The organism is Streptomyces sp. NPDC001594 (assembly GCF_042893675.1).
In the GTDB taxonomy this organism is placed as follows: domain Bacteria; phylum Actinomycetota; class Actinomycetes; order Streptomycetales; family Streptomycetaceae; genus Streptomyces.
Map to the genome: position 1 here is coordinate 337607 of NZ_JBIAVB010000001.1, position 26458 is coordinate 364064.

The window sequence follows — 26458 nt, forward strand, 5'->3', positions numbered from 1 at the left end:
GGGCAGCCGGTGCTGCGTTATCTGGCCCGACCTCGGCCCGCAGGCCGCGCAGCATGCCGATGCGGTACGGCCCTTGCTGCGGTACGGCCCTTGCTGACGTGCCCCGGCCGGTGGAGCCGGGTCGGCGCGGCCGAGGCCTGGTGGCGGATCACCGGCGACGCGACAGCGGCCGTGGAGGCCTTGCTGCCGGAGCCGGCACCGTTGGCCCGGCATTCGGCGACCCCGCTGGTGCGGCGGACCGTCCGGGTCCTGGGCTCGATCGGCGCACCGAGGAACTCCTCCGGGTCAGGCGGGAGGCGCTGAGGGCCATCGGGCGGACGTAGAGGGATACAGGTCGGCTCGGAGTCCCTGGCTGTACGCCCGGGCCTGCGCGGCGGGCGGGTCAGGGGGCGGCGTCCGGCTCCTGGTGCGGGGCGGGCGCCGGGGTGAAGGTGCCGCCGGCGCGGGCCAGGGCTATGCGTACGTGGCGGACGGCCCGCTCGGCGTCGAGGAGTTCCGCCGGCGTGGGGACGACGGTGCCGAAGGAGGTGCGCTGGTCGGCGGTGAGCGTGCGCCATTGCAGGACCGGGGCGAGGGCGGTGCTGGCCCGGGCGAGGAACCAGGCCAGCTGCCCGTGGATGCGGGCGGTGCCCAGGGCGAGGACGGCCAGGGCCTCACGGAGGTGCTCCAGGCGTTCGATGGCCGGCAGCTCTTGCCGCCCGTCGCCCGGGCCGACGGCCTCCGCCAGACCTGCGGCGGTCCGGCGGGCCACCTCCGCCGCCTCCGGCCCCGGCATCCACGTCCCGTCGCGGATCAGCGCTTCCGCCTCGGCGGCGAGCAGCGCGACCTGCGCGTACATGCCGGGCGCGGGTGGGGCAGGGCGAGGGAAGAGCTGACGTGAACGTACGTTCGGATGCATGGGCTGCCGATTCTGGTCGGGACGCCGGGTCAGGCGGAGGCGGGCGGGGCGTCGGGAGTGACGGTGAAGACCGTGTCGGTGCCGGTGATCTGCAACAGTCGCGTGACCTGGGAGGAGGGGGCCGCCAGGCGGAAGGCGATGCCCGCTGCGATCGCTCGGCGGCGGGCGCCGAGGAGGGCGTTCAGGCCGGAGGACGAGCAGAAGCCCACGCCCGCGCAGTCGACCACCACGGCCTCCGGTGCGGGCAGGTCGGCGAAGGCCTCGCCCAGGGCGCGGGTGAGGGCCGACTCGGTGTCCAGGTCGGCATGGCCGGCCAGGACGAGCATGTACGTACCCACTCGCGCCGGGCCGCGGCTCGCGCTCAGACCCGTGACCAAGAGCGGTCCCCCTTCCGGCATCGCCGCGGACAGCGGCCCTGGTACCACTGTGTCCGTACCGGTCTGCTCCGCTCTGCCCTCAGAACGAAGCGGTCCGCCCGGACGGTCCCGGAAACGAAACCGGGCCCCTCGGGGCGGAGAACGGAGGGGGCCCCGCAGGGGGGTTCCGTCCCGGGGGCTGGGTAGGCGCCTGCTACTGGAGGTGCGTCATGATCAGCGACGAGGACCGCACCCGCACGGCGGCGCGAGACGTCTCAAGTCCGGGTCCGCACGTCGTCCGCATCAGCGGCGAGATGGACTACGACCACGCCGAGCAGCTCGACACGGTGCTCCGCGCGGCGGTGGTGGAGGCGGCCGACGGCTCCGACATCCTCATCGACCTGCGCGACTCGTCCTTCTGTGACTCCGTGGGCCTCAACGCCCTGCTCACGGCCCGTCGGCAGGCGCGGGCCCAGGGGCACCTCCTCGTGCTCGCCGCACCCAGCCACCAGATGATCCGGCTGCTGGAACAGACCGGAGCCACGGACCTCTTCGGCCTCTCCCCCGCACCCCCGAACTGACCCCCGGCGCCAGGGGCCGCTCAGCCGCCCGCCGCGGTGCCGAGCGGCGGGCCGGGGGTCCTCACCGGGAGGTGACCAGCAGCCGCAGGGCGGTGCCGTCCAGCCGTCGCACGAGGGGGGCCGCCCGCCGGGCCCGGCGGGTCAGCAGGCCGCCGATCACCGCCCCGACGGCCAGGCCGAGCACGACGTCGTGGGGGTAGTGCGCGCCCACCCAGACCCGGGAGAAGGCCATCAGCAGGGCGGCCGGCACGGCGATGGCCGCGAGCCGCCGATCCGTCATCCACAGGGCGGCGGCGGTCGCGGCGGCGATGGCGGCGTGGTTGCTGGGGAACGACCAGTCCCCCGGCGGCGGGCAGGCCTCCAGCGTGACGGTGTGGAGCGTCCGGCAGGGCCGCTGTTCCCGGAAGACCGACTTGACGGCGGTGTCGGCGAGGAAGGCCACCACCACGACGAGGGGCGCCGCCAGCGCCATGGCGGTCCGCGCCGGATCGGCGGCGGCCCGGGCCCGCCACCAGGCGGCCGTCATCAGCAGGGCGAAGAGGGCGAGGCCGTAGCCGGACCAGTCGCCGAGCGGGCCGTCGAGCCAGGCGGGGGCCCGCCGGGCGAGGCCGGTGATCCAGGTGTACAGACTCCCGTCGACGGCGGGGCCGTCCAGGGCGAGCGGGCTCAACGCGAGCCTCCGTTCGAGGTGCGGGGGCCGCGCCGGCGGAGCAGTTCCACGGCGAGCGGCGTGAGGGAGACGAGGACGACGAGCGCGACGATCGGCAGGAGGTAGCGGTCGACGTCGGGCACGGAGGCACCGAGCGCGTAGCCGGCCAGGACCAGCCCCACGGTCCACACGAGCCCGCCGGCGACCTGCCACAGCGCGAAGGTGCGGGCGGGGACGCCCAGGGCCCCGGCCATCGGGTTCAGGACGGTGCGCACGATGGGGACGAAGCGGGCCAGGACGATGGCCTTGGCATGGCCGTAGCGGCCGAGGAGCTCCTCGGCCCGGGCGGCGCCCTCGTGGAGTTTGCGGCTGCGGCTGCGGGCCAGCAGGGCGCGGCCGCCGCGCCGGCCGAGGAGGTAGCCGGTCTGGGCCCCGATCAGGGCGCCGGCCACGGCCGCGCACAGGACCTGCGGGAGCGAGAGGTGGACCGGTCCGTGGCTGCCGGGGACGCAGAGCAGGCCGGCGGTGAAGAGGAGGGAGTCGCCCGGCAGGAAGAAGCCGACGAGCAGGCCCGTCTCGGCGAAGAGGACGGCCGCGACACCGAGCGTGCCGAAGGCCGACAGGAGCGAACCGGCGTCCAGCGGGTTCAGGGCCTGCGGACCGAGCACCTGGGGTGCTGCGGCGAGAATGGTCAGGGCCATGTCGAACAGCTCCCATAGAGTGAGGGGGCAAGGGCTCGGGGCGACACCCTTCCGGCCTTGCGACTACAGATCCGTAGACGGTCTACAGCACTGTAGACGATAGAGCGTGTGGAGAAGTGCACCCCATGAGCGACAAGAGCGGCGAGCGGCGCCCGGCCGGTGAGCTGGAGGCCGATGTGCTGGCGGCGCTCTGGGCGGCGCACGGCCCGCTGACGCCGGCCCAGGTGCAGGAGACGCTCGGCGCGTCCCTCGCCCGGACGACGGTGACCACGATCCTGTCCCGCCTGCACGAGAAGGGCGCCGTGACCCGGAGGCGGTCGGGCCGCGGGTTCGCCTACGTGCCCACCGAGGACTCCTCCGGGCTCACCGCCCGGCGGATGCACGCGGAGCTGGCCAAGGACGAGGACCGCCAGGCCGTGCTGAGCCGCTTCGTCTCCCAGCTCAGCGACGAGGACGAACGCCTGCTCCGCAGCCTGCTCGACGGCGGAGCGGACACCCCCTGATCCACCCCCACCCCGAGCGGACGGGTTTCAGCCGCCGTGGCCCCTTTCCCGTTCCATGACGGAGCGGAAGTCGCGCGCGGGGCGCCCCGTGACGGCCCGGACGGTGTCGGTGACCCGGTCCTCGGCGCCGGCGGCGATGGCCTCGTCCATGGCGGTGAGCATCGCGGCGAACTCCTCCGGCATCAGCGCCGCCAGCCGGGCACGTAGCCGTTCGGGGGGCAGCGGACGATGGACCACCGGCCGCCCGGTGACCTCCGCGACGATGTTGGCGACGTCGTCGTAGCCGAGGGCCTCGGGTCCGGTGAGCACGAGGTCGGTGTTGGGGGCGTGCCGGTCGGTCAGGGCACGGACGGCCACGGCGGCGATGTCCCCGGCGTCGACGAATCCGACGCGGCCGGTGCCGGTGGCGGTGTGGATGACCCCGTCGGTGCGGATGCCCTGCGCGTGCAGATGGCCGCCGGTGAAGTTCTGCATGAACCAGGACGGCCGGAGCACCGCCCACTCGTCGAAGACGCCCGGCAGCGCCGCGTGGACCTGCCCCACGGCCGGACCGCCCTCCTCGATGGAAGAGGCGCTCAGCAGCACCGCGCGCCGCACTCCGGCGGCGCGGGCCCGGCGCAGGAAGGGCAGGACGACGGCCGCGGGGTCGGGGTCGCCCACGGGCGGGACGACGTACACGCGCCCGACGCCGTCGAGGGCGGCGGCGTGGCCGGCGGCGTCGTACCAGTCGAAGGCGACCGGTTCGGCGCCCGCCACGGGGGTGGCCCGGCGGCCGGCCGCCCTGACCGCTTGACCGGCCGCCGCCAGCTCGGCGCAGAGGCGGCTGCCGGTGGTGCCGGTGGCACCGATGACCAGCGTGGTGCCGGGGAGGGGGGTGTGGCCGTTCCGCGTCATCGGACGCCCTCCGCGTCGGCGTCGAGGGCGGCGAGCGGGTTCCAGTAGTCGCGGTAGGCGGTGAACTTCCCCTCCTCGACGGTGACCACGGCGATGTACGCCATGTCGAAGGGGCGGCCGGACCCCGCGAACCGGCCGACGCCGCGCATCTCGGCCACGATCGTGCGCGGGTCGGCGGTCTCGTGGATGCGGAGGTCGGCCTCGGGGAAGTCGTGCAGGTCGATGCGTTCGGGGTACGGGCGCATGTACGCGGCGACGGCCGCGCGCCCCTCCAGCCGCCGGGGCCAGCCCGGGGGCGCGAACGGGAACTCCATCACCCCGCCTTGGGCCCACAGGCCGACCCAGCCCGAGACGTCCTTGTCGAGCAGGAGTCGCAGGCCGTGGCGGTAGAGATCCGCCGGGGAGACGGGCACGGGCGGGGACGCGGGTACGGACATGGGTGCGGGCACGGGTGGGGGTATCCTCTCCTCAGGAAAGCGGACCTCAGGTCCGCTTTGAGGAACGATACGGACCCGGGGTCCGTTTTTCAATCCGCGCGATGGGAAGGAACGGCGTGACCGAGCGCAAGCCCCGCAAGGACGCGGCCCGTAACCGACAGGCCCTCCTGGAAGCCGCCGATGACCTCTTCGGGCGCTCCGAGTCCCCCGAGGACCTCACGATGGCCGACGTCGCGGCGGCGGCCGGGGTCGGCAAGGGCACCCTCTTCCGCGCCTTCGGCGACCGCGCCGGCCTGCTCCGCGCGCTGTACGAGGCCCGGATGGAACCGGTCCGGGAGGCGGTGGAGACGGGCCCGCCGCCGCTCGGGCCCGGCGCGCCGCCGCAGGAGCGGGTGCCCGCCCTGCTCGACGCCCTGCTCTGCTTCAAGCTCGACAACCGCCGCCTGGCGCTGGCCCTGGAGGAGAACGGGGGCACCAGCCCTTACGGGACCGCCCACTACGGCTGGTGGCACGGCGTGCTCCGGTCCGCGCTGGAACAGGGCCCGGTCCCGGACGACGCCGGCTTCACCGCGCACGCCCTCCTCGCCGCCACCCGGGCTGACCTCGTCGAGCACCTGGCCGGCCCGGACGGGGTACCGCGCGAGCGCCTCCGCGCCCAACTGGCCGATTACGCCGCCAGGTTCCTCACCGCTCACTGAGGCGGCGCCCGACGCGCGCACCGGAGCGAGCCGAGGCTCCGCTCAGCCGCGGTGCGGGGCGTCCGCCCGGAGGGCCCGGAGGAGTTCCTCCAGCGGGTACGGGGTCTGCCTGCTCTCGTCCTGGATCCTGCCGTAGAAGTCCGTCATCACCACGGCGAGCGGTGCGTGGCGGGAGAGGATCGCCCTGACCCCTCCCGGCCCCTCCGGCGGGGCCTCCCCCGCCGCGCAGGCGCGGATGAGCGCCTCGCGTTCCTCGCGCCCGTATCCGTAGACCTTCGTGATCAGCCGGTTCACCAGCCAGCTGCGCGTGTAGCAGCGGTCGTAGAGGATGTTGTGGAAGTGGGCGTCGAAGTGCAGCAGTCCGCGCGCGTTCATGAAGGACGTACCGGCCTCCAACTCGGCTTCCACCAGGGAGCAAGCCCGGTCGGCGGACTCCTCCCCGGCCCGCAGCCGTTCGGTGAGCCACTCGTCGAGCGTCCGGGGGATGTACTCCAGGAACAGCACCAGGGCCGCCGAGGACCGCCCGAGGGCCTCGATGCGACGACCCACCTCCGGCCTGCCTCCCCAATAGGCCACGGCCCGCTCCACGTCCGCGAGTTCCTCGGGAAGCACGGCCGTGTCCGGCAGCACGCGCCAGTGGTACATCATCGGGAACCCCTGGTGTTGCCCCGTGAGCACCCAGTTGGTCGTCATGGCGTGGACGGCGAGCTCCCGCCACGCCCCGAAGCCGGGCCCGCCGACGCCGTATTGACAGTAGGCGGGAAGCCCGAACAGGTTGGCCGTCGAGCGCGCGTGCTCCGGCAGCCGTTCCAGGTCCGTGAGCGGCACCCGCATCACGAAGACGGGCTTCCCGTCGACCTCCAGTAGCGCGGACCTCCCGCCGACGCCGGAGCCGAGGGGCACGGCGGCGTCGAGGGACTCGGCCAGCCGGCGGTCGCTTCGCAGGGCGAGGGAGGTGGAGAGCGCGCCGTAGGCGGCCAGGCGCGTACTTTCCGGCATTTCCGGACGTATCGCAGCCAACCCCATCGGACGCCGCCCCCGTCTCCGCCGTGCACTCCGGGCCCGCCGCCCCCTGCCTGCGCACTGTACGCGAAGGCCGACGGGGCGGGGCGGTTCGGGCGCGGGCGCGGGCCGCTGCGTTCCGTGGCCGAAAGCAGGATGATGTTCGCCCTAAATGTCTGGTTCTGCGTAGATATCACCCGTGAAGTGGATCACTCTGTGGAGTGCTTTCCACATGCATCCCGGCGCCCGGGGCAGCCGGGCCTTCGGGCGGCCGGCAGGTCGCCCCGGTTCCCCGCGTGACCAGCGGAGGGCCTGAAGGAACGAAAGGCAATACCCGACGTGACCGCAGCACAACAGACCATCCACGTGGGCGGCGAGTGGCGAGCAGCGCTCTCCGGCGACACCCGCCAGATCATCGACCCCGTCGACGCCACCGCCTTCGCGGTCGTCGCGGAGGGCGGGGTCCGGGACACCGACGACGCGGTGGCCGCCGCCCGGGCCGCCTTCGACGCGGGCTCCTGGCCCCGTACGCCGGTCGCCGAGCGCGCCGCCGTGCTGCGCCGGGTCGCCGCTCTCCTCGAACGCGACCGCGAGCGGCTCGCCGCCCTGGAGAGCCGGGACGCGGGCAAGACGCTGGAGGAGGGGCGCACCGACGTCGACTGCGTCCGCGACGCCTTCCGGTACTTCGCCGGCCTGGTGGAGGAGGAGAGCGCGGAGCGCGTCGTCGACGCCGGTTCGCCGGACGTGCGCAGCGTCGTCGTCCACGAGCCGGTGGGCGTCTGCGCGCTGATCACGCCGTGGAACTACCCGCTCCTGCAGGCCAGCTGGAAGATCGCACCGGCCCTGGCGGCGGGCAACACCTTCGTCGTCAAGCCCAGCGAGATCACCCCGCTGAGCACGGTCGCCCTGGTGGAGTTGCTGCTGGAGGCCGGGCTGCCGCTCGGCGCCGCCAACATCGTCACCGGGCCCGGCCCCACCGTGGGCGCGCGGCTGGCCGAGCACCCGGGCGTCGACCTGGTCTCGTTCACCGGCGGACTCGTCAGCGGCACCCGGGTCGCGCGGGCGGCGGCCGACAGCGTCAAGAAGGTCGCGCTCGAACTGGGCGGCAAGAACCCGAACATCGTCTTCGCGGACGCCTGCACCACGCCCGAGGGCTTCGACACCGCCGTGGACCAGGCCCTGAACGCCGCGTTCATCCACAGCGGCCAGGTCTGCTCGGCCGGCTCCCGCCTCATCGTCGAGGAACCGCTGCACGACCGGTTCGTCACCGAACTGGCCCGGCGGGCCGAGCTGATCCGGCTGGGCCGCGGCACCGACCCGGGTGTGGAGTGCGGGCCGATGGTCTCCGCCGCGCAGCGGGAGCGGACCGAGGAGTACGTGGCCTCCGCGCTCGCCGAGGGCGCGGTGCTCCGCGCCGGCGGGGCCCGGCCGCCGGGTCCCGGCTTCTTCTACCGGCCCACCGTGCTCGACCGGTGCCACCGCGGGATGCGCGTGGTGCGCGAGGAGGTCTTCGGGCCGGTGCTCACCGTGGAGACCTTCCGTACCGAGGAGGAGGCCGTCGCCCTCGGCAACGACACCGAGTACGGCCTGGCCGGCGCGGTGTGGACGGCCGACGCGGCCCGCGCCGACCGGGTGGCCGCGCTGCTGCGGCACGGCACCGTGTGGATCAACGACTTCCACCCGTACCTCCCGCAGGCCGAGTGGGGCGGCTTCGGCAAGTCCGGGATCGGCCGCGAGCTGGGCCCGACCGGTCTGGCCGAGTACCGCGAGGCCAAGCACGTCTACCGCAACCTCTCTCCGCGCCCGGTCCGCTGGTTCGCCGGCGGCCAGGACGACGGCGGCGCACGGAACGAACAGCAGAAGGAACGGGCATGAACCACCGGCACGAGCAGTACGGCCAGCACGACGGGCAGGACCGCCGCGACGGGGGCCCCGGGGACGGCGGGCGGCAGGTGTACGACTACGTCGTCGTCGGCGGCGGGACCGCCGGTTCGGTGATCGCCTCCCGGCTGACCGAGGACCCCTCGGTGAGCGTGGCCGTCATCGAGGGCGGACCCAGCGACGTGGGCCGTGAGGACGTCCTCACCCTGCGCCGGTGGATGGGCCTGCTCGGCGGCGAGCTGGACTACGACTACCCCACGACAGAGCAGCCGCGCGGCAACTCCCACATCCGGCACAGCCGGGCACGGGTGCTCGGCGGCTGTTCCTCGCACAACACGCTGATCTCGTTCAAGCCGCTGCCCTCCGACTGGGACGAGTGGGCCGAGGCGGGGGCCGAGGGTTGGGACGCGGCGTCCATGGACCCGTACTTCGACCGGCTGCGCAACAACATCGTCCCGGTCCACGAGGACGACCGCAACGCCATCGCCCGGGACTTCGTGGAGGCGGCCCAGGGCGCGCTCGGCGTCCCCCGGGTCGAGGGGTTCAACAAGGCCCCCTTCCACGAGGGCGTCGGCTTCTTCGACCTGGCCTACCACCCGGAGGACAACAAGCGGTCCTCGGCGTCGGTCGCCTATCTGCACCCCTTCCTGGACCGGCCGAACCTGCACATCGCCCTGGAGACCTGGGCGTTCCGGCTGGAGCTGGAGGGGAGGCGGGCCACCGGGGTGCACGTGCGCACCGCGGACGGCGTCGAGCACGTGGTGCGGGCCCGCCGCGAGGTGCTGGTGTGCGCGGGCGCCGTGGACTCGCCGCGGCTGCTGCTGCACTCGGGCATCGGACCGCGCGCGGACCTGGAGAAGCTCGGCATCCCGGTCGTGCACGACCTGCCGGGGGTGGGTGAGAACCTCCTCGACCACCCGGAGTCGGTCATCGTGTGGGAGACGAACGGTCCGATACCGGAGAACTCGGCCATGGACTCGGACGCCGGGCTGTTCGTCCGCCGGGACCCGGCGGCCCAGGGGCCGGACCTGATGTTCCACTTCTACCAGGTGCCGTTCACCGACAACCCGGAACGGCTGGGCTACGAACGCCCCGCGCACGGCGTGTCGATGACCCCGAACATCCCCAAGCCGCGCAGCCGCGGCCGGCTCTACCTGACGAGCGCCGACCCCGAGGTCAAACCGGCCCTGGATTTCCGCTACTTCACCGACGAGGACGACTACGACGGCCGGACCCTGGTCGACGGCATCAAGATCGCCCGGCGGATCGCGGCGACCGAGCCGCTGGCCGGATGGCTGGGGCGCGAGGTGTGCCCCGGCCCGGAGGTCACCTCCGACGAGGAGCTCAGCGCGTACGCCCGGCACGTCGCGCACACCGTGTACCACCCGGCCGGGACCTGCCGGATGGGCCGGGAGGACGACGAACTCGCCGTCGTGACGCCTGATCTGAGGATCCGCGGACTGTCCGGCATCCGGATCGCCGACGCGTCCGTCTTCCCGACCATGACCGCCGTCAACCCGATGATCGGGGTGCTGATGGTCGGGGAGAAATGCGCCGAACTGCTGGGAGGTACCGCCCGATGAACCAGTCCGACTCCGTCTTCTCCGTCCGGAACCTGTGGAAGGTCTTCGGACCGAAGGCGGAACGCGTTCCCGCCGATCCGGAACTGGCTTCGCTGGACGCCGCCGCGCTGCGCGAGCGGACCGGCTGCACGGCAGCCGTCCGCGACGTCTCCTTCGACGTCCGCAAGGGCGAGGTGTTCGTGGTGATGGGCCTGTCCGGATCCGGCAAGTCGACGCTGGTCCGCTGCCTGACCCGGCTCATCGAGCCGACCTCGGGCACCCTCGCCATCGACGGCGAGGACGTGTTGGCCATGGACCCGGCCCGGCTGCGCGAACTGCGCCGGCACCGGGCGGCGATGGTGTTCCAGCACTTCGGGCTGCTGCCGCACCGCACCGTCCTCGACAACGTCGCCTACGGCCTGGAGATCCAGGGCGTGGGGCGTGGCGAACGGCGGGAGCGCGCGGCCGAGTTCGTGGCGAAGGTCGGTCTGGACGGTATGGAGCGGCGCCGGCCCGGACAGCTGTCCGGCGGGCAGCAGCAGCGCGTGGGGCTGGCCCGCGCGCTGGCGGTGGACCCCGAAGTGCTGCTGTTCGACGAGCCGTTCAGCGCGCTCGACCCGCTGATCCGGCGGGACATGCAGGAGGAGGTCGTCCGGCTGCACCGTGAGGAGGGCCGCACCATGGTCTTCATCACCCACGATCTCGGTGAGGCGCTGCGGCTCGGTGATCGGATCGCGCTGATGCGCGACGGCCGCGTCGTCCAACTGGGGACGCCCGAGGAGATCGTCGGCTCCCCCGCCGACGACTACGTCCGCGACTTCGTCCGGGACGTGCCGCGCGAGCAGGTGCTGACCGTGCGTTCGGCGATGCGCCCGGCGCGGGGCGAGGAGGCCGGGGCCGGGCCGGCGCTGGCGCCGACCGCGACCGTCCACGAGGCCATCGAGGCGGTCGCCCGCTCCGGGGAGAACGCGCGCGTCGTCGAGAACGGGCGGTGCCTGGGGGTGGTCGACCAGTCGGTGCTGCTGGGCGTGGTCGCCGGGGTACCCGCCGCGGCCGGAAGGGCGGTGGCCTGATGTATCCGCATACCACCTGGCCGCCGCCGTGCGCCGGCCCGCACACCACCGCCGGCCGGGGGCGGTGCGGCCGATGAGCGCCACGACCACCCCCACCTCCGCCCCCACCCCCGCCGGACCCGCGGCCGCGCCGGAGAAGACGGCTGCCGGTGCCGTCACCCCCGCCTCCCCCGCCCCCGCGACCGGCGGCGGTCCGAGGAGGGGCTCCGGCGGACTGCGGAGCCGGTTGCGCGACCACCGCGGCCGGCTGATCGGTACGGGCGCCGCGCTGCTGCTCGTCCTGGGCGCCGTCCTGCTCGGCGGCGGAAGCTGGCCCGCCGGGCTGGTCGCGGACCTGTCCGGGCCGCTGGACCGCGTCGGCGACTGGATCATCGACCACCGCGACAGCCACCCGTTCTTCCTGTACTTCCTCGGGCACGTCAGCAACGCCGTGGTCGTCTCCGTGCGCGCCGTGTACCTGCTGCTGCTCGCCCTCGGCTGGGCCGGGGTGACCGCCGCCGCCGGACTGGTGGCCTGGCGGCTCGCGGGGGTGCGCCTCGCGCTGGTCTCCGTCGCCGCGTTCGCCGTGTGCGGGCTGCTCGGCATGTGGGTGCCCACCATGCAGACCCTGGCCCTGATGGTCGTGGCGGTGCTGGCGTCCGTCCTGCTCGGCGTGCTCCTCGGGCTGGCGGCCGGCCTGTCGGACCGGATGGACCGCGTGCTGCGTCCCGTTCTCGACACGATGCAGGTGCTGCCCGCCTTCGCCTACCTGCTGCCGGTGGTGCTGGTCTTCGGCATCGGCGTGCCGGCCGCCGTCCTGGCGACCGTGGTCTACGCGGCGCCGCCGATGGCCCGCCTCACCGCGCTCGGGCTGCGCGGCGCGGACGCCGGGGTGATGGAGGCCGCCGCCTCTCTCGGTGCGACCGGCCGGCAGCGGCTGCTGACGGCCCGGCTGCCGCTGGCCCGCAAGGAACTCCTGCTCGGCGTCAACCAGTCGATCATGATGGCGCTCGGCATGGCCGTGATCGCCTCCGTGATCGGCGCGGGCGGTCTCGGCGACCGCGTCTACCAGGCGCTGGCCTCGGTGGACGTCGGCGCGGCGCTCGCCGCGGGCGTGCCGATCGTGCTGCTCGCGGTGGTCCTGGACCGGGTCACGGCCGCCGCGGGCGCCCGGCTCGGCTCGGCGCCGGGCCGCCCGGCCGGACCCGGCCGCGCCGCGGCCCTGGCGTCGGCCGCCTCCGTCGCCGGGGTGGCCGTAGTGGCCGTGGCCGGTCACCTCACCGGGCGGCTCGGCTGGCCGCAGGCCTGGACGGTGGACACCGCCGGCCCCGTGAACCGGGCCGTGGACTGGATGACCGCCCACCTCTACTCCGGCGTGCCCGTCGTCGGCGGCACCGCAGACTGGGCCGGGCACTTCACCACCGGGGTCCTCAACCCGCTGCGCTCCGGCCTCCAGTGGCTGCCCTGGTGGTCGGTCCTGCTGGCGGTCGGCGCCCTCGCCCTGCTCATCGGCACCTGGCGGACCGCCGCCACCGCGGTCCTCGCGATGGCCGCGATCGGCGTCCTCGGCGTGTGGGGGCCCGCCCTCGACACCCTCTCCCAGGTGCTGGCCGCGGTCGCCGTGACCCTGCTGCTCGGCATCGCCCTCGGCGCGGCCGCCGCGCGCAGCGCCCGGCTGGAGCGTGTGCTGCGGCCCGTCCTCGACGTGTTCCAGACGATGCCGCAGTTCGTCTACCTGATCCCGGTGGTCGCGCTGTTCGGCGTGGGCCGCGCCCCGGCCGTCGCCGCGGCCGTGGTGTACGCGCTGCCGGCGGTGGTGCGGATCACCGCGCAGGGGCTGCGGGCGGTCGACCCGGGCGCGATGGAGTCCGCGCGGTCCCTGGGGGCGACCTCGCGCCAGCAGCTGCTCCAGGTCCAGCTGCCGCTGGCCCGGCCGGCGCTGCTGCTCGCCGTCAACCAGGGCGTGGTCCTGGTCCTCGCCGTGGTCGTCATCGGCGGCCTGGTGGGCGGCGGGGCGCTCGGCTACGACGCCGTGTTCGGGCTCGCCCAGGGCGACCTGGCGACCGGTCTCGTGGCCGGTGCCGCGATCGTCTGCCTGGGGCTGGTGCTCGACCGGACCACCCAGCCGACACAACGCCGCACCCGCTCCGGAAAGGGGGCCTGAGATGACCCGCGCCCGTATCACCGCCCTGGCCGCCGCCGCGGCCCTGACCGCCGGGGCCGGTCTCACCGGCTGCGGCGCCGCCGACATGACCCGCCAGTCCTCCCCGTACGCGGACGCCGCGGGATCGCGGACGGTGACCCTGTCCGTGCAGTCCTGGGTGGGCGCGACGGCGAACGTCGCCGTCGCCCGGTACCTGCTGGAGCACGAGCTCGGCTACCGCGTGGACACCGTGCAGATCGACGAGGTGCCCGCCTGGGACGCGCTCAGCCAGGGGCGGGTGGACGCCATCCTGGAGGACTGGGGGCACCCGGAGCAGGAGGCGCGCTACGTCGACGGGAAGGGCACCATCGCCCGCGGCGGCGACCTGGGGGTCACCGGCCACATCGGCTGGTTCGTGCCGACGTACTTCGCGCAGCAGCATCCCGACGTCACGGACTGGAAGAACCTCGGCAAGTACGCGGACGGGTTCCGGACGGCCGAGAGCGGCGGCAAGGGGCAGCTGCTGGACGGCTCCCCGTCGTACGTCACGAACGACAAGGCGCTGGTGAAGAACCTGGGGCTGGACTTCCAGGTGGTCTTCGCGGGCTCCGAGGCGGCCCAGATCACGCAGATCAAGCAGTTCGCCAAGGAGCGGAAGCCCTTCCTGACCTACTGGTACGAGCCGCAGTGGCTGTTCGAGAAGGTGCCCATGACGGAGGTGAAGCTGCCCGACCACGAGAAGGGCTGCGACGCCGACCCGGAGAAGGTGGCCTGCGCGTACCCGCACACGCCGCTGCAGAAGTTCTTCAACGCCCGCTTCGCGAAGGACGGCGGTGACGCGGCGGCCTTCCTGAAGAGGTTCCACTGGACGAAGGACATGCAGAACGAGGTCGCGCTGATGATCGCGGAGGAGAAACTGCCCCCGCAGGAGGCGGCGGCCCGCTGGGTGAAGGAGAACCGCGCCACGTGGCAGGCCTGGCTGCCCGCCTGACGCCCTGACGACGCGCGGCACTGTCGTGCCCGGGCCGCCCCGGGGTGCCGGGGCGGCCCGGGCCGGGCGGGGGCTGCCCGCCCGGGCCCGCCGGGCCTCAGTCCTTGTAGTAGTCCGTGAGGACGCAGCCCTTGATCAGGGCCGGTTCCTTCCGGAAGCCGCTCGGGGGGTTGAAGCCCGCGTGGCAGTTGAGCATGAGCAGCCCGGCCTGCGGCTGGAGCAGGGCGGCCATGGCGTCCGCGCTCCGGGATCCCACGGCGAAGTCCCGGCCGACGACGATGCCGCTGTTGGGGTTCCCGCCGCCGTTCTTCTCCATCTCGGCCTTGAAGGCCGTCTGGAAGGCCTTGGGGTCCTTGTACATGACGATGGTGGTGCCGTTGCGCCGGCCGCAGTATCCGGTCTCGGTGACGGTATAGGCCGGGCCAAGCTTGGCGTCCTCGCTCGGTCCGTCCTCCCCGGGCGAGGTGCTGACCTGGTCGCACTTGGTGTAGCCGTTGACGAGGCGGGCGGCGGCGGCCATGCTCCCGGCCTTGGGGAGCTTCTGGAACGCCGTGCCGTTCTCGGGGGCCTTCCCGTTGGCCGCGAACGGGTCCCCGCCGAGGGCGTCGGCCTGGCTCCCGTCCCCTCCGCAGGCTGTGGTGAGGGTGAGGAGAGCCGAGACGGCCGTGAGAGTGGTGATGATCGTCTTGATGCGCACGAGCTCACTCTAGGCCCAGTGATCATGTTCGCGGCAAACCAGTCCGGAGGGCCGGCCGGCTTGGACGAACGCGGCCTCGTCCCGGTCAGACGGTGCCGCGCCAGGCGCCCGTCTCCATGCCGCGGTTCTCGATGAAGTACTTGAACCGCTTCAGGTCGCCCTTGACCTGCCGGTCGACGAAGCCGAGCTTGTCGCCGATGCTCTCCGCCAGCCCCTCCGGATCGAAGTTCATCACCAGCGTCACCTCGGTGAGGGACCGATCGATCGGCCTGAACGTCACCAGACCCGACTGCTCGCTCTGGCCGCCCACGGTCACCCAGGCGACCTTCATGTCGGGGATCTGCTCGATGATCTCCGCGTCGAACTCCCGCCGCACGCCGGCTACGTTCGTCACCCAGTGGGTGAGGGTGTCGCCGCGCTGCTCGATCCGCTCCACCCCCTCCATGAACTCCGGAAACGACTCGAACTGCGTCCACTGGTTGTAGGCCGTGGTCACCGGCACGTCGACCTCGATCGACTCCTTGACCTGCGACATGAAACCCAGCCCCTTCCCGTTCCGGGCCATCGCCCGCGTCGGACGACGGCCGGGGCACCCTGCCCCGCCGTCTCGCCTGCCCCGTGCCCGCCCGTCGACACCACCCGCCCGCCCGGGGCCCCGCCCCCGTTCGGTCCGGCTGCGGTGGCGGGCGCGGGCCGTTGCTGATTGGGTCGGGGTGCCCACGTTCTTCCCCCGCACCGAGGAGCGGTCATGAGCAGCAGGAACGACAGCGGACCGAGCGAGCGAGCCCGGGAGATGCGAGACAAGGCCCAGGAACTGGAGCAGGCGGCCCAGCGGGCGACGGATCCCGCCGAACGGCAGCGGCTGCTGGACAAGGCCCTGCACATCCGCAGCAAGAGCGAGGAGCAGAACGGCCCGGGCGCCGGGACCATGGATCCGATGTAGGGCGGGCCCGGCTCACCTGCCGGCCGGGGGAACCGGAGCCCCGGCCGGGGCGGCCACCGCCGGGCGAAGCCTTCGCGTCATGAAGGTGCTGTTCGTGTCGGGCAGGTAGTCCGCGAAGGGCTCGCAGGGAACGAAGCCGAACTTCTCGTACAGCTTCCTCGCCGGCCGGAAGAACTCGGCGGAGCCGGTCTCCAGACTCAGCCGGGTGAAGCCCATGCGGGTGGCCTCGGTGACGATGTGCTCCAGCAGCAGGGACGCGATCCCGCTCCGCTTGCGCGTCGCCGTGGTGCGCATCGACTTCAGCTCGGCGTGTTCGGCGTCCAGCTTCTTGAGCGCGCCGCAGCCCACCAGGACGTCCTGGTCGCGCACCGTCCAGAACGTGATCTCGGGTGCGCGGAGGGCGTCGAGGTCGAGGGCGTGCTTGCTCTCCGGAGGCGAGATCGACCGCATCTGCCGGACGTGCTCGTCGAGGAACCCGGCGATCTCGGGCCCGGAGAGGTCGTCTGTCGCGATCTTCATCCTTGCTCCTCCTTCTTCTTCAGGCCGAGTGTGCCATGCGCGAAGTCCGCGGCCGCCTGGAGGAGTTGTCGGGCGGGGGGCGGACGCACCGTGTCACCGCCCGGTACGGGGGCATGCGCGTCCCATGACTCCGAACACGACAGTGCCCGGGGCGTGGGCCGCCCAGTCCGGTCCCGTCTGGATGCACCTCCTGGTGATGGCTTTCGCCGTCCTCGTCCTGGTGGCGACGCTCATCCGGGACAGGTAGTCCTCCCATGCTGTTCCTGGCCCTGCTCGTGCCGCCTCTGCTGATGTGTGCCGTGCTGGGTCTCGGCCGGTACGAGGAGTACATGCTGGGTCCGACCGCACGGAGCGGCCAGGCCCCTGCCTCCGCCCCTGCCCCCGCCCCCGCCCCCGCCGCGTCGGATGCCGCTGCGCGGCGCAGGGCGCCCGGGTATCCGGCGGCGGCACGTCCCGGCGGCAGACACAGGCGTCCCGCGCACACCTGAGCCGGCCGTCCTGGGCATGGTTCCCGGCAGAAGGTGCATCCGCCGGCGGGGGGCGGGCGGAAGGGTCTGTACGTGCTCCGTACGTGCTGCCCCGATCCGCCGGACCCCCTGGAAGTGGCCCCATGACCGTCTCCGTAGTGCTGTTCACGTCCGATCTGCGTGTGCACGACCACCCTCCGATGCGGGCCGCCCTGGAGGGCGGCGGGGAGGTCGTGCCGTTGTTCGTGCGTGACCGGGCCGTGGACCGGGCCGGCTTCGCGGTGCCGAACCGGCTGGCCTTCCTCGCCGACTGCGTCGGCGACCTGGACCGGGCGCTGCGCGGCCTGGGCGGCCGGCTGATCGTGCGTTCGGGCGGGCTGGTCGAGGAGGTGTCCCGGGTGGTGCGCCAGGCGGAGGCCGACGAGGTGCACATGGCGGCCGGGCACACGGCCTTCGCACGGGCCCGCGAAGGGCGGCTGCGGCGCGCGCTGGAGGCGCAGGGGTGTCGTCTGCACGTCCACGAGGGCGTGGTCACCGCCGTGCCTCCCGGCGACGTCACCCCGCACGGATCGGACCACTTCGCCGTCTTCACCCCGTACTTCAGGCGCTGGCAGGCACAGCCGCTGCGCACCCCCCTGCCCGCACCGCGGGGGCTGCGGGTGCCCACGGGGCTGAGGTCCGAGGAGCTGCCCGGCCTGTCGGGGCTGTCCGGGGTGTCGCCGGGGCTGGCGCGCGGCGGCGAGCGGGAGGGCCGCGAGCGGTTGCGGTCCTGGCTGGCGCACCACGCCGACGCCTACGAGCAGCGGCACGACGACCTCGCGGGGGACGCAACCTCCCGGCTCTCCGCCCATCTGCACTTCGGGACGCTGTCGGCGGGCGAGGTGGTGTTCCGGGCGAGCCGGGGCGGGGGTGCGGGGGCCGCGGCGTTCGTCCGCCAGGTGTGCTGGCGGGACTTCCACCAGCAGGTCCTCGCGGCCCGCCCGGAGACCGCCGAGCAGGACTACCGCTCCCGTGACGACCGCTGGCGGCGGGGGCGGGAGGCCGCGGCGGACCTGTCGGCCTGGCGGGAGGGCCGGACGGGGTACCCGATGGTCGACGCCGCCATGCGCCAGCTCGCCCATGAGGGGTGGATGCACAACCGGGGCAGGCTCGTCGCGGCCTCGTTCCTGACCAAGACCCTCTACGTCGACTGGCGTGAGGGCGCCCGCCACTTCCTGAGCCTCCTGGTGGACGGGGACGTGGCCAACAACCAGCTGAACTGGCAGTGGGTGGCCGGCACCGGAACGGACAGCCGGCCCAACCGGGTCCTCAACCCCGTGCTGCAGGGCCGCCGTTACGACCCGGACGGGGCGTACGTACGGCGCTGGGTCCCCGAACTCGCCGGAGTCGGCGGACTCGACGGCGCGGCGGTCCACGAGCCCTGGCGTCTGACCGGTCTCGACCGGGCCGCCTGCGGCTATCCGGAGCCGCTGATCGCCCTCCCGGACGGCCTCGCGAGGTTCCGGCACGCCCGCGGCCTCCTGCCCCCGGGATCATTCGATGCGCAAACGATGCGAGTTGCCCCGGCCGCTCCCGCCCGGTGACCCTGGGCACATCGCGTCCACGGACGCGGTGTGCGGGCGCGATCCGGAGGAGGCTGCGTCATGACCGCATCGGGTGCCGGCGACGAGTACGCCGGCTGGCCGGCCGCCCGGGCCGGTGCGCGGCCACAGGAGCGGGGCCAGGACGCGGAGATCGTCTCGCTGCTGCTCCGGGGTGACGACCGGTGGCTCGCGCCGGCGCACCGCCGCTGGAGCCGTCTCGTCCACGCCCATGCCGTGCGGGTCCTGGGTGACGCCCGCGAGGCGGAGGACGTCGCACAGCAGGTGTTCGTCGCGGCGTGGCGCGGCCGGCGCGGGTTCCGTCCGGACCTCGGGACGCTGCCGGCGTGGCTGATGGGCATCACCCGGCGCAAGACGGCCGACGCCCTGAGCGCGCGGACCAGGCGCCTGGAACTCGTGGCCGCAGCGGGGGCGCAGGTCCGTGACGAGACGGCCGGGGGCGTGGAGCAGGTGATCGACCGGGTCGTGGTCACCGAGGAGCTGGCCCGGCTCCCGCGCGTCCAGCGCGACGTCCTCGCGCTCACCTACTTCGCCGACCTCACCCAGGTGCAGATCGCCGACCGCACCGGGATGCCGCTGGGCACCGTCAAGAGCCACGCCCGGCGGGGCATGCGACGGCTGCGGCTGCGCGCGGTCGCGACCGCAGCAGCACCGCAGTGATCGGGGCGGCCGTGTCCGGCCTCACCGCCGCCCACGTCCGGCGCGCCTCCGGGGCCACGCGCACACCCACGAGGTACCTACCCGCATCTGCTGCGGCTGTTCCCGGACGCGGGCCGTCACGGCGGCGGGGTGCCGGGGACGGCCGGGTCCGGGTAGAGCGCGGAGATCGCGTCCAGCGCCTCCCGCAGCCCGCGCGGGCGCCTCATCCCCTCGCTCACGGCCCGTGCGGGCCACCCCGGGCCCGCGAGGAAGACGACGGGGGCGGTCCTCGCCCCTCTGAGGCCGAACGCCGTCGACCCCACCTGCCGGGCCAGCGCACCGTCCGCCGTCGTGCGGGACTGCGACCACAGCACCACGGCCGCCGGACCCGACCGGCCCACCGCCGCCCGCAGCGCCTCCGCGGGCACGGCCGCGCCGAACATCCGCGCCGGCAGGCCCCGTTCGGCCAGACCCGCGGCCAGGGCCTCCAGGGGCAGCGTGTGCTGCTCCCCCGGCAGACAGGCCAGCACCACCGGCGCCGCGCGGGCCGCCGCCGGGGGGACGGTGACGGCCGCCCGCCGCAACTCGGTCGACACGTGCCACGACAGCAGGTGCTCCACCTCGACGTACCGGTCCCGCGTGGACTCCCACTTGCGTCCCACCGCGTGCAGGGTCGGCACCATCACCTCCTCCCAGGCGGCCACCAGCCCGTGGGCCCGCACCGTCCGCTGGAGCAGGGCCTCCATGGCCGGGCCGTCGAGCCGTACCGCGGCCCGTGCCAGCCCCCGGCACTCCTGCCGCACCTCCCCCAGGGGCAGCCCGCCCCCGGGACCGCCCCGGCGGCCCGCCGCGCCCGGCGGCACGACCGCCTCCGCCGCCACGACCGCTCCGGCCGGCACGACCGCTCCCGCCGGCCGGGGCGCCGACGTGCCGCGCCGCTCGGCCGCGTCCGGCCGTCGGCGCGCGGCCGCGGCCGCGCGGGCGGCCTCGGCCGGGGGGACACCGGAGGAGGTGAGCCGGCACATCTCCTCGAGCATGGCGATGTCGGCGGGCGTCCACCGCCGGTGCCGGCCGCCCTCGCGGACGGCCGGCCCGATGCCGTAGCGCTGCTCCCAGGAGCGCACGGTCGTGGGCGACACGCCCAGGCGCCGTGCCACCGCGCCCGTGGTGACGCCGAGGGCCTCTTCGCTCATGCCTCCCAGATTACGACGCGGAATCGATGCGAGCGGGGAAAAGCCCGGGGCGGCGCATCCGGCGCGCGGGCGGTGCCGGAAGACACGTACGCGCGGGCAGCCGTCCGTCCGGCGAGGGGGGCGACAATGATCCACCGTCACGGAGAGAGGGCGTTCATGGCCGAGACACAGGACGACCGGCACGACGTGGCGGTCGTCGGCGCGGGGGCCGCGGGCCTGGCGTGCGCGTCCGACCTCGCCCGGGCGGGCCTGCGGGTACGTCTGGTGGAGGCGCAGGACACGGTGGGCGGCCGCATCCGCACCGACCGCGTCGCGGGCTTCACCGCCGACCGCGGCTTCCAGGTGTTCAACACCTCCTACCCCCAGGTGCGGCGTCGCCTCGATCTGCCGGCCCTGTTCCTGCGCCCGTTCACCCCGGGGGTGCTCGTCCACACCGACGGCGGGCGCCTGCGTCTGACCGACCCCACGCGGCGGCCGCGCGACGCGGTCGCCCTGCTCGGGGGCGGCCGGGTCAAGCGGCGGGATCTGCTGGCCTTCGGAGTCCTGTCGGCACGCGCCGCGCTCGCACCCGCCTCGCGCCTGCGGGCCGGACCCGACCTCACCACCCGCACCGCGCTGGCCGACGCGGGGTTCTCGGAGGAGTTCGTCGAGACGTTCTTCCGGCCCTTCCTGTCAGGGGTGTTCCTGGAGGACTCCCTGGAGACCTCGGCCCGTTTCTTCCATCTGGTGTGGCGCAGCATGCTGCGCGGCACGCTCTGTCTGCCGCGCGACGGCATCGGCGCCGTGCCGGCCCAGCTCGCCGCCGGCCTGCGCCCGGGGGTGCTGCGCACCTCGTCGCCGGTGACCGGCCTGACGCCGGAGGGGCTCCTGCTCGGCGGCCGGGAACTGCGCGCGCGGGCCGTCGTCGTCGCCACCGGAGCCGGCGCCGCGGCCCGTCTGCTGCCCGGCCTCACGCCGCCCGCGGGGCGGACCGTCACGACGCTCTACCACGCCGTCGCACGCTCGCCGCTGCCCGAGCCCACGCTGCTGGTCGACGCCCGCCGCAGGTTCCTCAACACGTGCGTCCTCACCGAGGTGCAGCCCGGCTACTCCCGGGACGGCAGGGCCCTGGTGTCGACCTCGGTGCTCGGCGCACCGGGCCCGGTGGAGGAGGCGGCCGTGCTCGGTGCCCTCGCGGAGGCGTACGGCACGGACACCCGTACCTGGGAACCGGTGCACCGCGTCACGGTGCGGGGTGCGCTGCCCGCCATGACCCCGCCCCTGCCGCTCTCCCGCACGACCCGCTTCGCCCCGGGCCGCTACGTCTGCGGGGACCACCGGGCGACGGGCTCCCTGCAGGGCGCCCTCGCCTCGGGCGCCCGCGCGGCCCGTGAGGTGCTCGCCGACCTCTGAGCGAGCGCCAGGCTCCGCCGGGTCAAGGTGTCGGTGGGAGCACCCCCCGGCCGGTGCCCGGCGCGTGTGCCGAGGCGGTTTCGCGGCGGACCGCGTAGCGTCGGGGGGTGGCGGTCGCGCGGAAGCGGCCGCGGTGGGCGCCGTGGAATGGAGAGTGGCGGGTCGTGGAGCAGTTGTCGTTCGCCAGCGAAAGCCTGAGCGAGACGGAGGCGTTCCTCTCCGACGCCTACACCCCGATGCAGATCGGCGGCCGTCCGGAGCGGACCGGGACACGGGTCGAGCGGCGTACGGCCGGAGGCCTGATCGTCGACGAACTCGCCTTCGACTACACGATGTCCTACGACGCCGGCTGCCTGGAACGGATCTGCCTGCTGACGATGCATCAGGGCACCGTCGCCGACACCACCGGGGGCAAGGAGGAGATCCACGGTCCCGGCGAGACGTTCCTGATCGCCCAGCCCGACCGGCCCTACACCGGCGAGGTCCGCGGCGCCGCCTACACGATCACCATGTTCGACCCCGGCCTCCTCACCGCCGTCGCAGGCGGCCCCGACGGGGGCCCCGTACGCCTGACCGGGCAGCGGGCGCTCGACGCCGCCGGCAACCGGATCCTGGAGCGGACGGTCGCGTACCTGCGCGACGACGTCATGGCCGGACCTGCGGCCGACCAGCCGCTGGTCGTCGCCGGTGCGGTCCGCCTGCTGGCCTCGGCCGCCCTCTCCGCCTTCCCCCACACCGACCTCGTCACGACCCCGGCCCGGATCGACCGCGGCGACGCCACCAGCGACACGCTCCGGCGGGCGATGGACTTCATCGAGGCCAACGCCGACCGGGACATCGGCCTCGCCGAGATCGCCGCCTCCATCCCGCTCACCCCCCGGGCCGTGCAGTACGCCTTCCGGCGTCACGCGGGCACCACCCCGCTCGCCCACCTCCGCCGGGTCCGCCTGGCCCGCGCCCACGACGAACTGAAGACCGCCGACCCGAGCACCAGCTCGGTCATCGCGATCGCCGCCAAGTGGGGTTTCGGAAACCCAGGCCGGTTCGCGGTCGAGCACCGCGCCGCCTATGGCGTCAGCCCCGCCACCCTGCTCCGCGCCCGCAGGTGACCGGCCGCGCGGGCAGCCGGGCGTCCCGGTCGAGGGGGCCCGCCGGGACTACGTACGGCTCCCGTCGGCGCAGACGACGGTGAGGGCGTCCAGACGCACCGCCCGCGGTGTTCCGTTCGCGCCGATGACGGCCTCGACGAAGTTGCTGTTGTCGCCCTCCCCCGTCCAGTCGACCTGGACGAGCCGGTAGTCGCCCGCGGTGAGCCAGGGGGCGGTGCTGATGAGCTGCTTGCCCTGGGGGGTCCAGACCCTCAGTTCGAACTGGAGGTCCTGGTCGGGCCTTACGTAGATGCGGGCCGTGCAGAAGCGGAAGGCCCCGTCGAACGAGGCCCAGGTGCCTTCGCGGGCCCATCCCCGGGTGGCGGACAGCCGACCGTTGCCCTGGCCGGTCAGGGCGGTACCGGTGCCGATCTCGAAGCCCGCCCGGCCGTCCCCGCCGGCGAGGCGGTCCCACGTGCCGATGTCGGATTCCTCGAAGCCGTTGTAGAGACCCCGCGCGTCGGCGTGTGCCGGCGCGGCGGCCATCAGGGCCGCCAGCGGCAGCAGGGCGAGCGCGGCCCACCTGGCCCCGATCCGAGAGCGCTTGCGCATGCCGGCCTCCGTCGTCGTACGGGTGAACGCGCCGCCCAGACTGGCACCGCCGCCCGGGGCACTCCAAGTCGAGAACACGCCGAACTCGACACCCGTGGACGGGCGATGGCGCCGGCCCCAGGTCGGCAGCCGGTCTTTCGGGGGGCTAACGGGCCGAGGCCGTCAGGGACTTCGACAGGCCTTCGGTCAGCCACCGGTGCGCGACCGTCATGTTCAGTCCCCGGCCGCCGGTCACCGTGTCGACGAGGCCCCAGTAGCGTTCCAGGCGGGGATCGAATCCCGAGGAGCGGGACACCAGCCCGTGCAGGAACGTGCGGAAGGCGGGGGTGTCGAGCTCCCGCCGGGCCCGGGCGTGGGCCGAGACGAACGCGTCGACCGCCGCCCCCGCATGGGGCGGCCGTCCCTGGAACACCGCGGCGGCCGTCAGCGCCGCGGCGTCGTCCAACTCCGCGTAGAGCGCGGGGGCGCCGCGCATCTCCTCCTCGTGGTCCTGCGTCCAGCGGGTGAAGCCGGGGGTGGAAATGAGCAGGTGGAGTTCGGCGTAGGCCAGCGCGGAGTCAGGGCCGGGGTCGTTCGGCGGCTCCGGGGAGAGCATGGCGACCATGCGCTCCAGGCGGTGGCGGGGCATGGTCCCGGACAGCTCGCGGAACCAGTGGTCGGTGAGGGCGCGGTGCGCCTGCGGGAGCCGCTGCACCCGGGCGAGGATCTCCAGGCGGTGCAGCCGCTCCCCGCCCGGGCAGTCGTCCAGGGCCTGGAGCGTGGCCTGTCGCCAGCGCAGCTCGACGAGGCGTTCCTGCACGGCCTCCAGCTCGGTTTCCACCAGCTCGCCCAGGGAGCACTCGCCCGTCACCACGCGTGTGACGGTCGCGATCGGAGTGTCCAGCGCACGCAGCCTGCGGATGAGCCGGATCCGTTCCCACGCCTCGGGCCCGTAGCGGCGGTGCCCGCCCGCGCTCCGGGCCGCGACGGGCAGCAGACCGCTGTCGGAGTAGTAGCGGAGGGTCTTCACGGGTACCCCCGTTCCATCGGCGAGTTCACCGATGCTCCACGTGGTCTGCGTCACAGCCTCTTGAACCTCCAGCGCGCGGGAGGTCCTAGCGTAATCCGCAACCGAGCCCGGCCGAGAACACGTTGAGCGCCGGGCCGGGGCCCGTGCGGCGCCTGCCGCCCCACCGCGACCGAGAACGGCGGATACGCATGCCCCCGACCACGCCACCAGGAAGCCGGCGACACCGCAGAGGCGGAGCCGTCACGGCACTCCTCGCCCTGCTCTGCGCCCTCGTGAGCCTCGCCGCCATGACGGCCGCCCCGGCCGCCGCCCTGCAGGCGGCGGACCGGAGCGATCCCGTCGTACGGACCGATCACGGGCCGGTACGCGGCGCGGCGCACGGCTCGTACGCCATCTTCGACGGCATCCCGTACGCCGCTCCCCCCGTCGGCCGGCTGCGCTGGAAGCCGCCCGCGAACGCCGCCGCGTGGCACGGCGTTCGGGACGCGAGGACGGCGGCCCCGCGCTGCGTGCAGATGCCGGCACCGGGTACGGCTGCGGGCGCGGTCGCCGGGTCGGAGGACTGCCTCCACCTCAACGTCACGACGCCGGCTCCGGTGCGGCCCGGGTCCGGGCGGCCCGTACTGGTGTGGCTGCACGGCGGAGCCTTCCTCGGCGGTTCCGGCGGGGACTACGACGCCGGGCGCCTCGCGGCCGGGGGCGGCGCCGTCGTCGTCACCGTCAACTACCGGCTGGGCGTCTTCGGCTACTTCGGACACCCCGGCCTCGGCTCGGCCCCACCGTTCGGCCTGGCGGACCAGCAGGCCGCCCTGCGCTGGGTGCGTGCCAACGCCGTGCGCTTCGGCGGCGATCCGGACCGGGTCACCCTGGTGGGCGAGTCCGCGGGCGCGCTCGGCATCTGCGCGCACCTCACCTCACCGACGGCGGCCGGGCTGTTCCAGCGGGCCGTCCTCCAGAGCGGCTCCTGCTCGATGTCCTTCCCCCGGGGCGCCCTCGGGCCCGGTTCGCCGGCGTACGAGCCCTTCGCCGCGCAGCACGACGTCCAGGCGGCCGGTGTACAGGCCGCCCGGCGGCTGGGCTGCACGGCGGAGCGTGACGAGGACGTGGTGGCCTGCCTGCGCGGCCAGAGCACGGACCGGCTCGCCACCGCGGAGCTGATGCAGTCCTTCAACCGGCCGGCGTACGGCAACGCACTGCTGCCGATGGCGCCGGAGGAGGCGCTGAGGGCGGGACGCTTCCACCGGGTTCCGCTGGTCCAGGGAACCAACCGCGACGAGATGCGCATGTTCGTCGGGCTGTCCCTCGCCGCTTTCCCGATCGGCACCGAGGCCGAGTACCGCGCCCGTCTGACGGACGCCTTCGGGAGCACGGCCCGGGCCGTCGAGGCGGAGTACCCCGCGGCCGGCTATCCCACGCCCGCACTGGCGTGGGCGACGGTGCTCACGGACCGCTCCCTGGCCTGCACGACGCTGGCGGCCGGCCGGACCATCGCCGCCCGCGCGCCGGGACTCCCCCTGTACGGCTACGAGTTCGGCGAGCCGGAACCACCCGTACCCGCGGGCCTGCCGCAGAACCCCGGCTTCCCCTACGGCGCGGCGCACGGCTTCGAGCTGCCGTTCCTGTTCCCCTCCGTACCGACACAGCGGCCCCTGACCGAGGCCGAACGCACCCTGTCCGACCGGATGGTGGCCTACTGGACGGACTTCGCGCGCACCGGCAGCCCGAACAGCCCCGACGCCCCGCCGTGGCCCGCACTGCGCTCCGCGGGGCCCCGCGACCAGCCGGTGCTGTCACTGGCCTCCGGCCCGGGAGGGATCCGTCCGGTCGACGCGGACTCCGCCCACCACTGCCCGTTCTGGGACGCGGCCGACGGCCGGACCGGCTGATCGGGCCGCTGGGGGCGGCACGTGCGCGTGGCGGGGCGGATCCCGAACAGCCGGGTTTCCCCAG

General features: G+C 74.3%; 28 protein-coding genes. 15 read left to right on the top strand and 13 right to left on the bottom strand.

Annotated elements, in window-relative coordinates:
• Window positions 1-382: 382 nt before the first annotated feature.
• Window positions 383-838 (bottom strand): hypothetical protein, encoded by a 456-nt coding sequence (locus ACFY0O_RS01770; protein ID WP_388941428.1) that lies wholly within the window; start codon window positions 836-838, stop codon window positions 383-385.
• A gap of 89 nt (window positions 839-927) precedes the next feature.
• Complete coding sequence (locus tag ACFY0O_RS01775; RefSeq protein WP_388941430.1) at window positions 928-1275, bottom strand: STAS domain-containing protein; 348 nt, start codon at window positions 1273-1275, stop codon at window positions 928-930.
• Window positions 1276-1484: 209 nt separating this feature from the next.
• On the opposite strand from ACFY0O_RS01775, the gene ACFY0O_RS01780 reads away from it, so the two are divergent.
• The gene (locus ACFY0O_RS01780; protein ID WP_388941433.1) at window positions 1485-1835 is read left to right on the top strand and encodes an STAS domain-containing protein; all 351 of its coding nucleotides are present in this window, start codon (window positions 1485-1487) and stop codon (window positions 1833-1835) included.
• Window positions 1836-1896: 61 nt separating this feature from the next.
• Here the strand turns inward: ACFY0O_RS01780 and ACFY0O_RS01785 are convergent, their stop codons facing one another.
• Together ACFY0O_RS01785 and ACFY0O_RS01790 are read right to left on the bottom strand one after the other, a co-directional pair.
• A complete protein-coding gene (locus tag ACFY0O_RS01785) occupies window positions 1897-2505 on the bottom strand; it encodes a phosphatase PAP2 family protein (RefSeq protein ID WP_388941436.1) in 609 nt (202 codons plus the stop codon).
• Window positions 2502-3185, bottom strand: coding sequence for a DedA family protein (locus ACFY0O_RS01790; RefSeq protein WP_388941439.1), 684 nt, complete (start codon window positions 3183-3185; stop codon window positions 2502-2504). The genes ACFY0O_RS01785 and ACFY0O_RS01790 overlap by 4 nt, the downstream gene beginning before the upstream one ends.
• A 125-nt stretch (window positions 3186-3310) precedes the next feature.
• Here ACFY0O_RS01790 and ACFY0O_RS01795 point away from each other — a divergent pair, with 125 nt between their 5' ends.
• Window positions 3311-3688 (top strand): BlaI/MecI/CopY family transcriptional regulator, encoded by a 378-nt coding sequence (locus ACFY0O_RS01795; protein ID WP_388941442.1) that lies wholly within the window; start codon window positions 3311-3313, stop codon window positions 3686-3688.
• A 27-nt stretch (window positions 3689-3715) separates the two neighbouring features.
• Here ACFY0O_RS01795 and ACFY0O_RS01800 read toward each other — a convergent pair whose 3' ends face one another.
• Both ACFY0O_RS01800 and ACFY0O_RS01805 read right to left on the bottom strand, forming a co-directional pair.
• A complete protein-coding gene (locus tag ACFY0O_RS01800; protein ID WP_388941445.1) occupies window positions 3716-4582 on the bottom strand; it encodes an NAD(P)H-binding protein in 867 nt (288 codons plus the stop codon).
• Window positions 4579-5019 (bottom strand): nuclear transport factor 2 family protein, encoded by a 441-nt coding sequence (locus ACFY0O_RS01805; protein WP_388942239.1) that lies wholly within the window; start codon window positions 5017-5019, stop codon window positions 4579-4581. Before ACFY0O_RS01805 ends, ACFY0O_RS01800 begins: the two co-directional genes overlap by 4 nt.
• A 116-nt stretch (window positions 5020-5135) precedes the next feature.
• On the opposite strand from ACFY0O_RS01805, the gene ACFY0O_RS01810 reads away from it, so the two are divergent.
• Window positions 5136-5717 carry a TetR/AcrR family transcriptional regulator gene (locus tag ACFY0O_RS01810; protein WP_388941448.1) on the top strand — a complete coding sequence of 194 codons (582 nt, stop codon included), beginning with the start codon at window positions 5136-5138 and terminating at the stop codon, window positions 5715-5717.
• 42 nt (window positions 5718-5759) lie between these two features.
• Here ACFY0O_RS01810 and ACFY0O_RS01815 read toward each other — a convergent pair whose 3' ends face one another.
• Complete coding sequence (locus ACFY0O_RS01815) at window positions 5760-6716, bottom strand: protein kinase family protein (RefSeq protein WP_388941451.1); 957 nt, start codon at window positions 6714-6716, stop codon at window positions 5760-5762.
• Window positions 6717-7058: 342 nt separating this feature from the next.
• Between ACFY0O_RS01815 and ACFY0O_RS01820 the strand changes: the two genes are divergently transcribed.
• The 5 genes from ACFY0O_RS01820 (at window position 7059) to ACFY0O_RS01840 (ending at window position 14348) form a co-directional block, all read left to right on the top strand.
• Window positions 7059-8594: an aldehyde dehydrogenase family protein gene (locus ACFY0O_RS01820; RefSeq protein ID WP_388941454.1), complete on the top strand. Its 1536-nt coding sequence runs from the start codon at window positions 7059-7061 to the stop codon at window positions 8592-8594.
• Window positions 8591-10183, top strand: a complete 1593-nt coding sequence (locus ACFY0O_RS01825) for a GMC family oxidoreductase (protein WP_388941457.1) — start codon at window positions 8591-8593, stop codon at window positions 10181-10183. The genes ACFY0O_RS01820 and ACFY0O_RS01825 overlap by 4 nt, the downstream gene beginning before the upstream one ends.
• The gene (locus tag ACFY0O_RS01830; RefSeq protein ID WP_388941459.1) at window positions 10180-11235 is read left to right on the top strand and encodes a glycine betaine/L-proline ABC transporter ATP-binding protein; all 1056 of its coding nucleotides are present in this window, start codon (window positions 10180-10182) and stop codon (window positions 11233-11235) included. The genes ACFY0O_RS01825 and ACFY0O_RS01830 overlap by 4 nt, the downstream gene beginning before the upstream one ends.
• A 73-nt stretch (window positions 11236-11308) precedes the next feature.
• Window positions 11309-13378: an ABC transporter permease subunit gene (locus ACFY0O_RS01835; protein ID WP_388941462.1), complete on the top strand. Its 2070-nt coding sequence runs from the start codon at window positions 11309-11311 to the stop codon at window positions 13376-13378.
• Between the two features lies 1 nt (window position 13379).
• On the top strand, window positions 13380-14348 hold the full coding sequence (locus ACFY0O_RS01840) for an ABC transporter substrate-binding protein (protein WP_388941466.1): 969 nt from the start codon (window positions 13380-13382) through the stop codon (window positions 14346-14348).
• A 97-nt stretch (window positions 14349-14445) separates the two neighbouring features.
• Here ACFY0O_RS01840 and ACFY0O_RS01845 read toward each other — a convergent pair whose 3' ends face one another.
• Window positions 14446-15045, bottom strand: coding sequence for a hypothetical protein (locus ACFY0O_RS01845; RefSeq protein WP_388941469.1), 600 nt, complete (start codon window positions 15043-15045; stop codon window positions 14446-14448).
• Window positions 15046-15130: 85 nt separating this feature from the next.
• Complete coding sequence (locus ACFY0O_RS01850) at window positions 15131-15580, bottom strand: SRPBCC family protein (protein ID WP_388941472.1); 450 nt, start codon at window positions 15578-15580, stop codon at window positions 15131-15133.
• A gap of 213 nt (window positions 15581-15793) precedes the next feature.
• Here ACFY0O_RS01850 and ACFY0O_RS01855 point away from each other — a divergent pair, with 213 nt between their 5' ends.
• Window positions 15794-15988, top strand: coding sequence for a DUF6381 family protein (locus ACFY0O_RS01855; RefSeq protein ID WP_358894071.1), 195 nt, complete (start codon window positions 15794-15796; stop codon window positions 15986-15988).
• A gap of 12 nt (window positions 15989-16000) precedes the next feature.
• On the opposite strand, the gene ACFY0O_RS01860 is transcribed toward ACFY0O_RS01855, so the two are convergent.
• A complete protein-coding gene (locus tag ACFY0O_RS01860; protein ID WP_388941475.1) occupies window positions 16001-16507 on the bottom strand; it encodes a GNAT family N-acetyltransferase in 507 nt (168 codons plus the stop codon).
• A 124-nt stretch (window positions 16508-16631) separates the two neighbouring features.
• Here ACFY0O_RS01860 and ACFY0O_RS01865 point away from each other — a divergent pair, with 124 nt between their 5' ends.
• From ACFY0O_RS01865 to ACFY0O_RS01875, 3 genes are all read left to right on the top strand, one after another.
• Window positions 16632-16754 (top strand): hypothetical protein, encoded by a 123-nt coding sequence (locus tag ACFY0O_RS01865; RefSeq protein ID WP_388941477.1) that lies wholly within the window; start codon window positions 16632-16634, stop codon window positions 16752-16754.
• A gap of 363 nt (window positions 16755-17117) precedes the next feature.
• Window positions 17118-18557: a cryptochrome/photolyase family protein gene (locus tag ACFY0O_RS01870; RefSeq protein WP_388941479.1), complete on the top strand. Its 1440-nt coding sequence runs from the start codon at window positions 17118-17120 to the stop codon at window positions 18555-18557.
• 60 nt (window positions 18558-18617) lie between these two features.
• Window positions 18618-19235: an RNA polymerase sigma factor gene (locus ACFY0O_RS01875; protein ID WP_388941482.1), complete on the top strand. Its 618-nt coding sequence runs from the start codon at window positions 18618-18620 to the stop codon at window positions 19233-19235.
• Window positions 19236-19351: 116 nt separating this feature from the next.
• Here the strand turns inward: ACFY0O_RS01875 and ACFY0O_RS01880 are convergent, their stop codons facing one another.
• On the bottom strand, window positions 19352-20407 hold the full coding sequence (locus ACFY0O_RS01880) for a MerR family transcriptional regulator (protein ID WP_388941485.1): 1056 nt from the start codon (window positions 20405-20407) through the stop codon (window positions 19352-19354).
• Window positions 20408-20563: 156 nt separating this feature from the next.
• Between ACFY0O_RS01880 and ACFY0O_RS01885 the strand changes: the two genes are divergently transcribed.
• Together ACFY0O_RS01885 and ACFY0O_RS01890 are read left to right on the top strand one after the other, a co-directional pair.
• Window positions 20564-21799, top strand: a complete 1236-nt coding sequence (locus tag ACFY0O_RS01885; protein ID WP_388941486.1) for an NAD(P)/FAD-dependent oxidoreductase — start codon at window positions 20564-20566, stop codon at window positions 21797-21799.
• A gap of 164 nt (window positions 21800-21963) precedes the next feature.
• A complete protein-coding gene (locus ACFY0O_RS01890; protein ID WP_388941489.1) occupies window positions 21964-22908 on the top strand; it encodes an AraC family transcriptional regulator in 945 nt (314 codons plus the stop codon).
• Window positions 22909-22956: 48 nt separating this feature from the next.
• On the opposite strand, the gene ACFY0O_RS01895 is transcribed toward ACFY0O_RS01890, so the two are convergent.
• Window positions 22957-23499 (bottom strand): hypothetical protein, encoded by a 543-nt coding sequence (locus ACFY0O_RS01895; protein ID WP_388941492.1) that lies wholly within the window; start codon window positions 23497-23499, stop codon window positions 22957-22959.
• Window positions 23500-23644: 145 nt separating this feature from the next.
• Window positions 23645-24562: a MerR family transcriptional regulator gene (locus ACFY0O_RS01900; protein ID WP_388941495.1), complete on the bottom strand. Its 918-nt coding sequence runs from the start codon at window positions 24560-24562 to the stop codon at window positions 23645-23647.
• 134 nt (window positions 24563-24696) lie between these two features.
• Between ACFY0O_RS01900 and ACFY0O_RS01905 the strand changes: the two genes are divergently transcribed.
• Complete coding sequence (locus ACFY0O_RS01905; RefSeq protein WP_388941497.1) at window positions 24697-26394, top strand: carboxylesterase/lipase family protein; 1698 nt, start codon at window positions 24697-24699, stop codon at window positions 26392-26394.
• Window positions 26395-26458 lie beyond the last annotated feature (64 nt).

Bases quoted from the DNA above. Each gene is read 5' to 3' on its own strand.
- ACFY0O_RS01770 (WP_388941428.1), bottom strand. From the start codon at position 838: ATGTACGCGCAGGTCGCGCTGCTCGCCGCCGAGGCGGAAGCGCTGATC.
- ACFY0O_RS01780 (WP_388941433.1), top strand. From the start codon at position 1,485: ATGATCAGCGACGAGGACCGCACCCGCACGGCGGCGCGAGACGTCTCA.
- ACFY0O_RS01790 (WP_388941439.1), bottom strand. From the start codon at position 3,185: ATGGCCCTGACCATTCTCGCCGCAGCACCCCAGGTGCTCGGTCCGCAG.
- ACFY0O_RS01795 (WP_388941442.1), top strand. From the start codon at position 3,311: ATGAGCGACAAGAGCGGCGAGCGGCGCCCGGCCGGTGAGCTGGAGGCC.
- ACFY0O_RS01800 (WP_388941445.1), bottom strand. From the start codon at position 4,582: ATGACGCGGAACGGCCACACCCCCCTCCCCGGCACCACGCTGGTCATC.
- ACFY0O_RS01805 (WP_388942239.1), bottom strand. From the start codon at position 5,019: ATGTCCGTACCCGCGTCCCCGCCCGTGCCCGTCTCCCCGGCGGATCTC.
- ACFY0O_RS01815 (WP_388941451.1), bottom strand. From the start codon at position 6,716: ATGCCGGAAAGTACGCGCCTGGCCGCCTACGGCGCGCTCTCCACCTCC.
- ACFY0O_RS01825 (WP_388941457.1), top strand. From the start codon at position 8,591: ATGAACCACCGGCACGAGCAGTACGGCCAGCACGACGGGCAGGACCGC.
- ACFY0O_RS01830 (WP_388941459.1), top strand. From the start codon at position 10,180: ATGAACCAGTCCGACTCCGTCTTCTCCGTCCGGAACCTGTGGAAGGTC.
- ACFY0O_RS01835 (WP_388941462.1), top strand. From the start codon at position 11,309: ATGAGCGCCACGACCACCCCCACCTCCGCCCCCACCCCCGCCGGACCC.
- ACFY0O_RS01840 (WP_388941466.1), top strand. From the start codon at position 13,380: ATGACCCGCGCCCGTATCACCGCCCTGGCCGCCGCCGCGGCCCTGACC.
- ACFY0O_RS01850 (WP_388941472.1), bottom strand. From the start codon at position 15,580: ATGTCGCAGGTCAAGGAGTCGATCGAGGTCGACGTGCCGGTGACCACG.
- ACFY0O_RS01855 (WP_358894071.1), top strand. From the start codon at position 15,794: ATGAGCAGCAGGAACGACAGCGGACCGAGCGAGCGAGCCCGGGAGATG.
- ACFY0O_RS01860 (WP_388941475.1), bottom strand. From the start codon at position 16,507: ATGAAGATCGCGACAGACGACCTCTCCGGGCCCGAGATCGCCGGGTTC.
- ACFY0O_RS01865 (WP_388941477.1), top strand. From the start codon at position 16,632: ATGACTCCGAACACGACAGTGCCCGGGGCGTGGGCCGCCCAGTCCGGT.
- ACFY0O_RS01870 (WP_388941479.1), top strand. From the start codon at position 17,118: ATGACCGTCTCCGTAGTGCTGTTCACGTCCGATCTGCGTGTGCACGAC.
- ACFY0O_RS01875 (WP_388941482.1), top strand. From the start codon at position 18,618: ATGACCGCATCGGGTGCCGGCGACGAGTACGCCGGCTGGCCGGCCGCC.
- ACFY0O_RS01880 (WP_388941485.1), bottom strand. From the start codon at position 20,407: ATGAGCGAAGAGGCCCTCGGCGTCACCACGGGCGCGGTGGCACGGCGC.
- ACFY0O_RS01885 (WP_388941486.1), top strand. From the start codon at position 20,564: ATGGCCGAGACACAGGACGACCGGCACGACGTGGCGGTCGTCGGCGCG.
- ACFY0O_RS01895 (WP_388941492.1), bottom strand. From the start codon at position 23,499: ATGCGCAAGCGCTCTCGGATCGGGGCCAGGTGGGCCGCGCTCGCCCTG.
- ACFY0O_RS01905 (WP_388941497.1), top strand. From the start codon at position 24,697: ATGCCCCCGACCACGCCACCAGGAAGCCGGCGACACCGCAGAGGCGGA.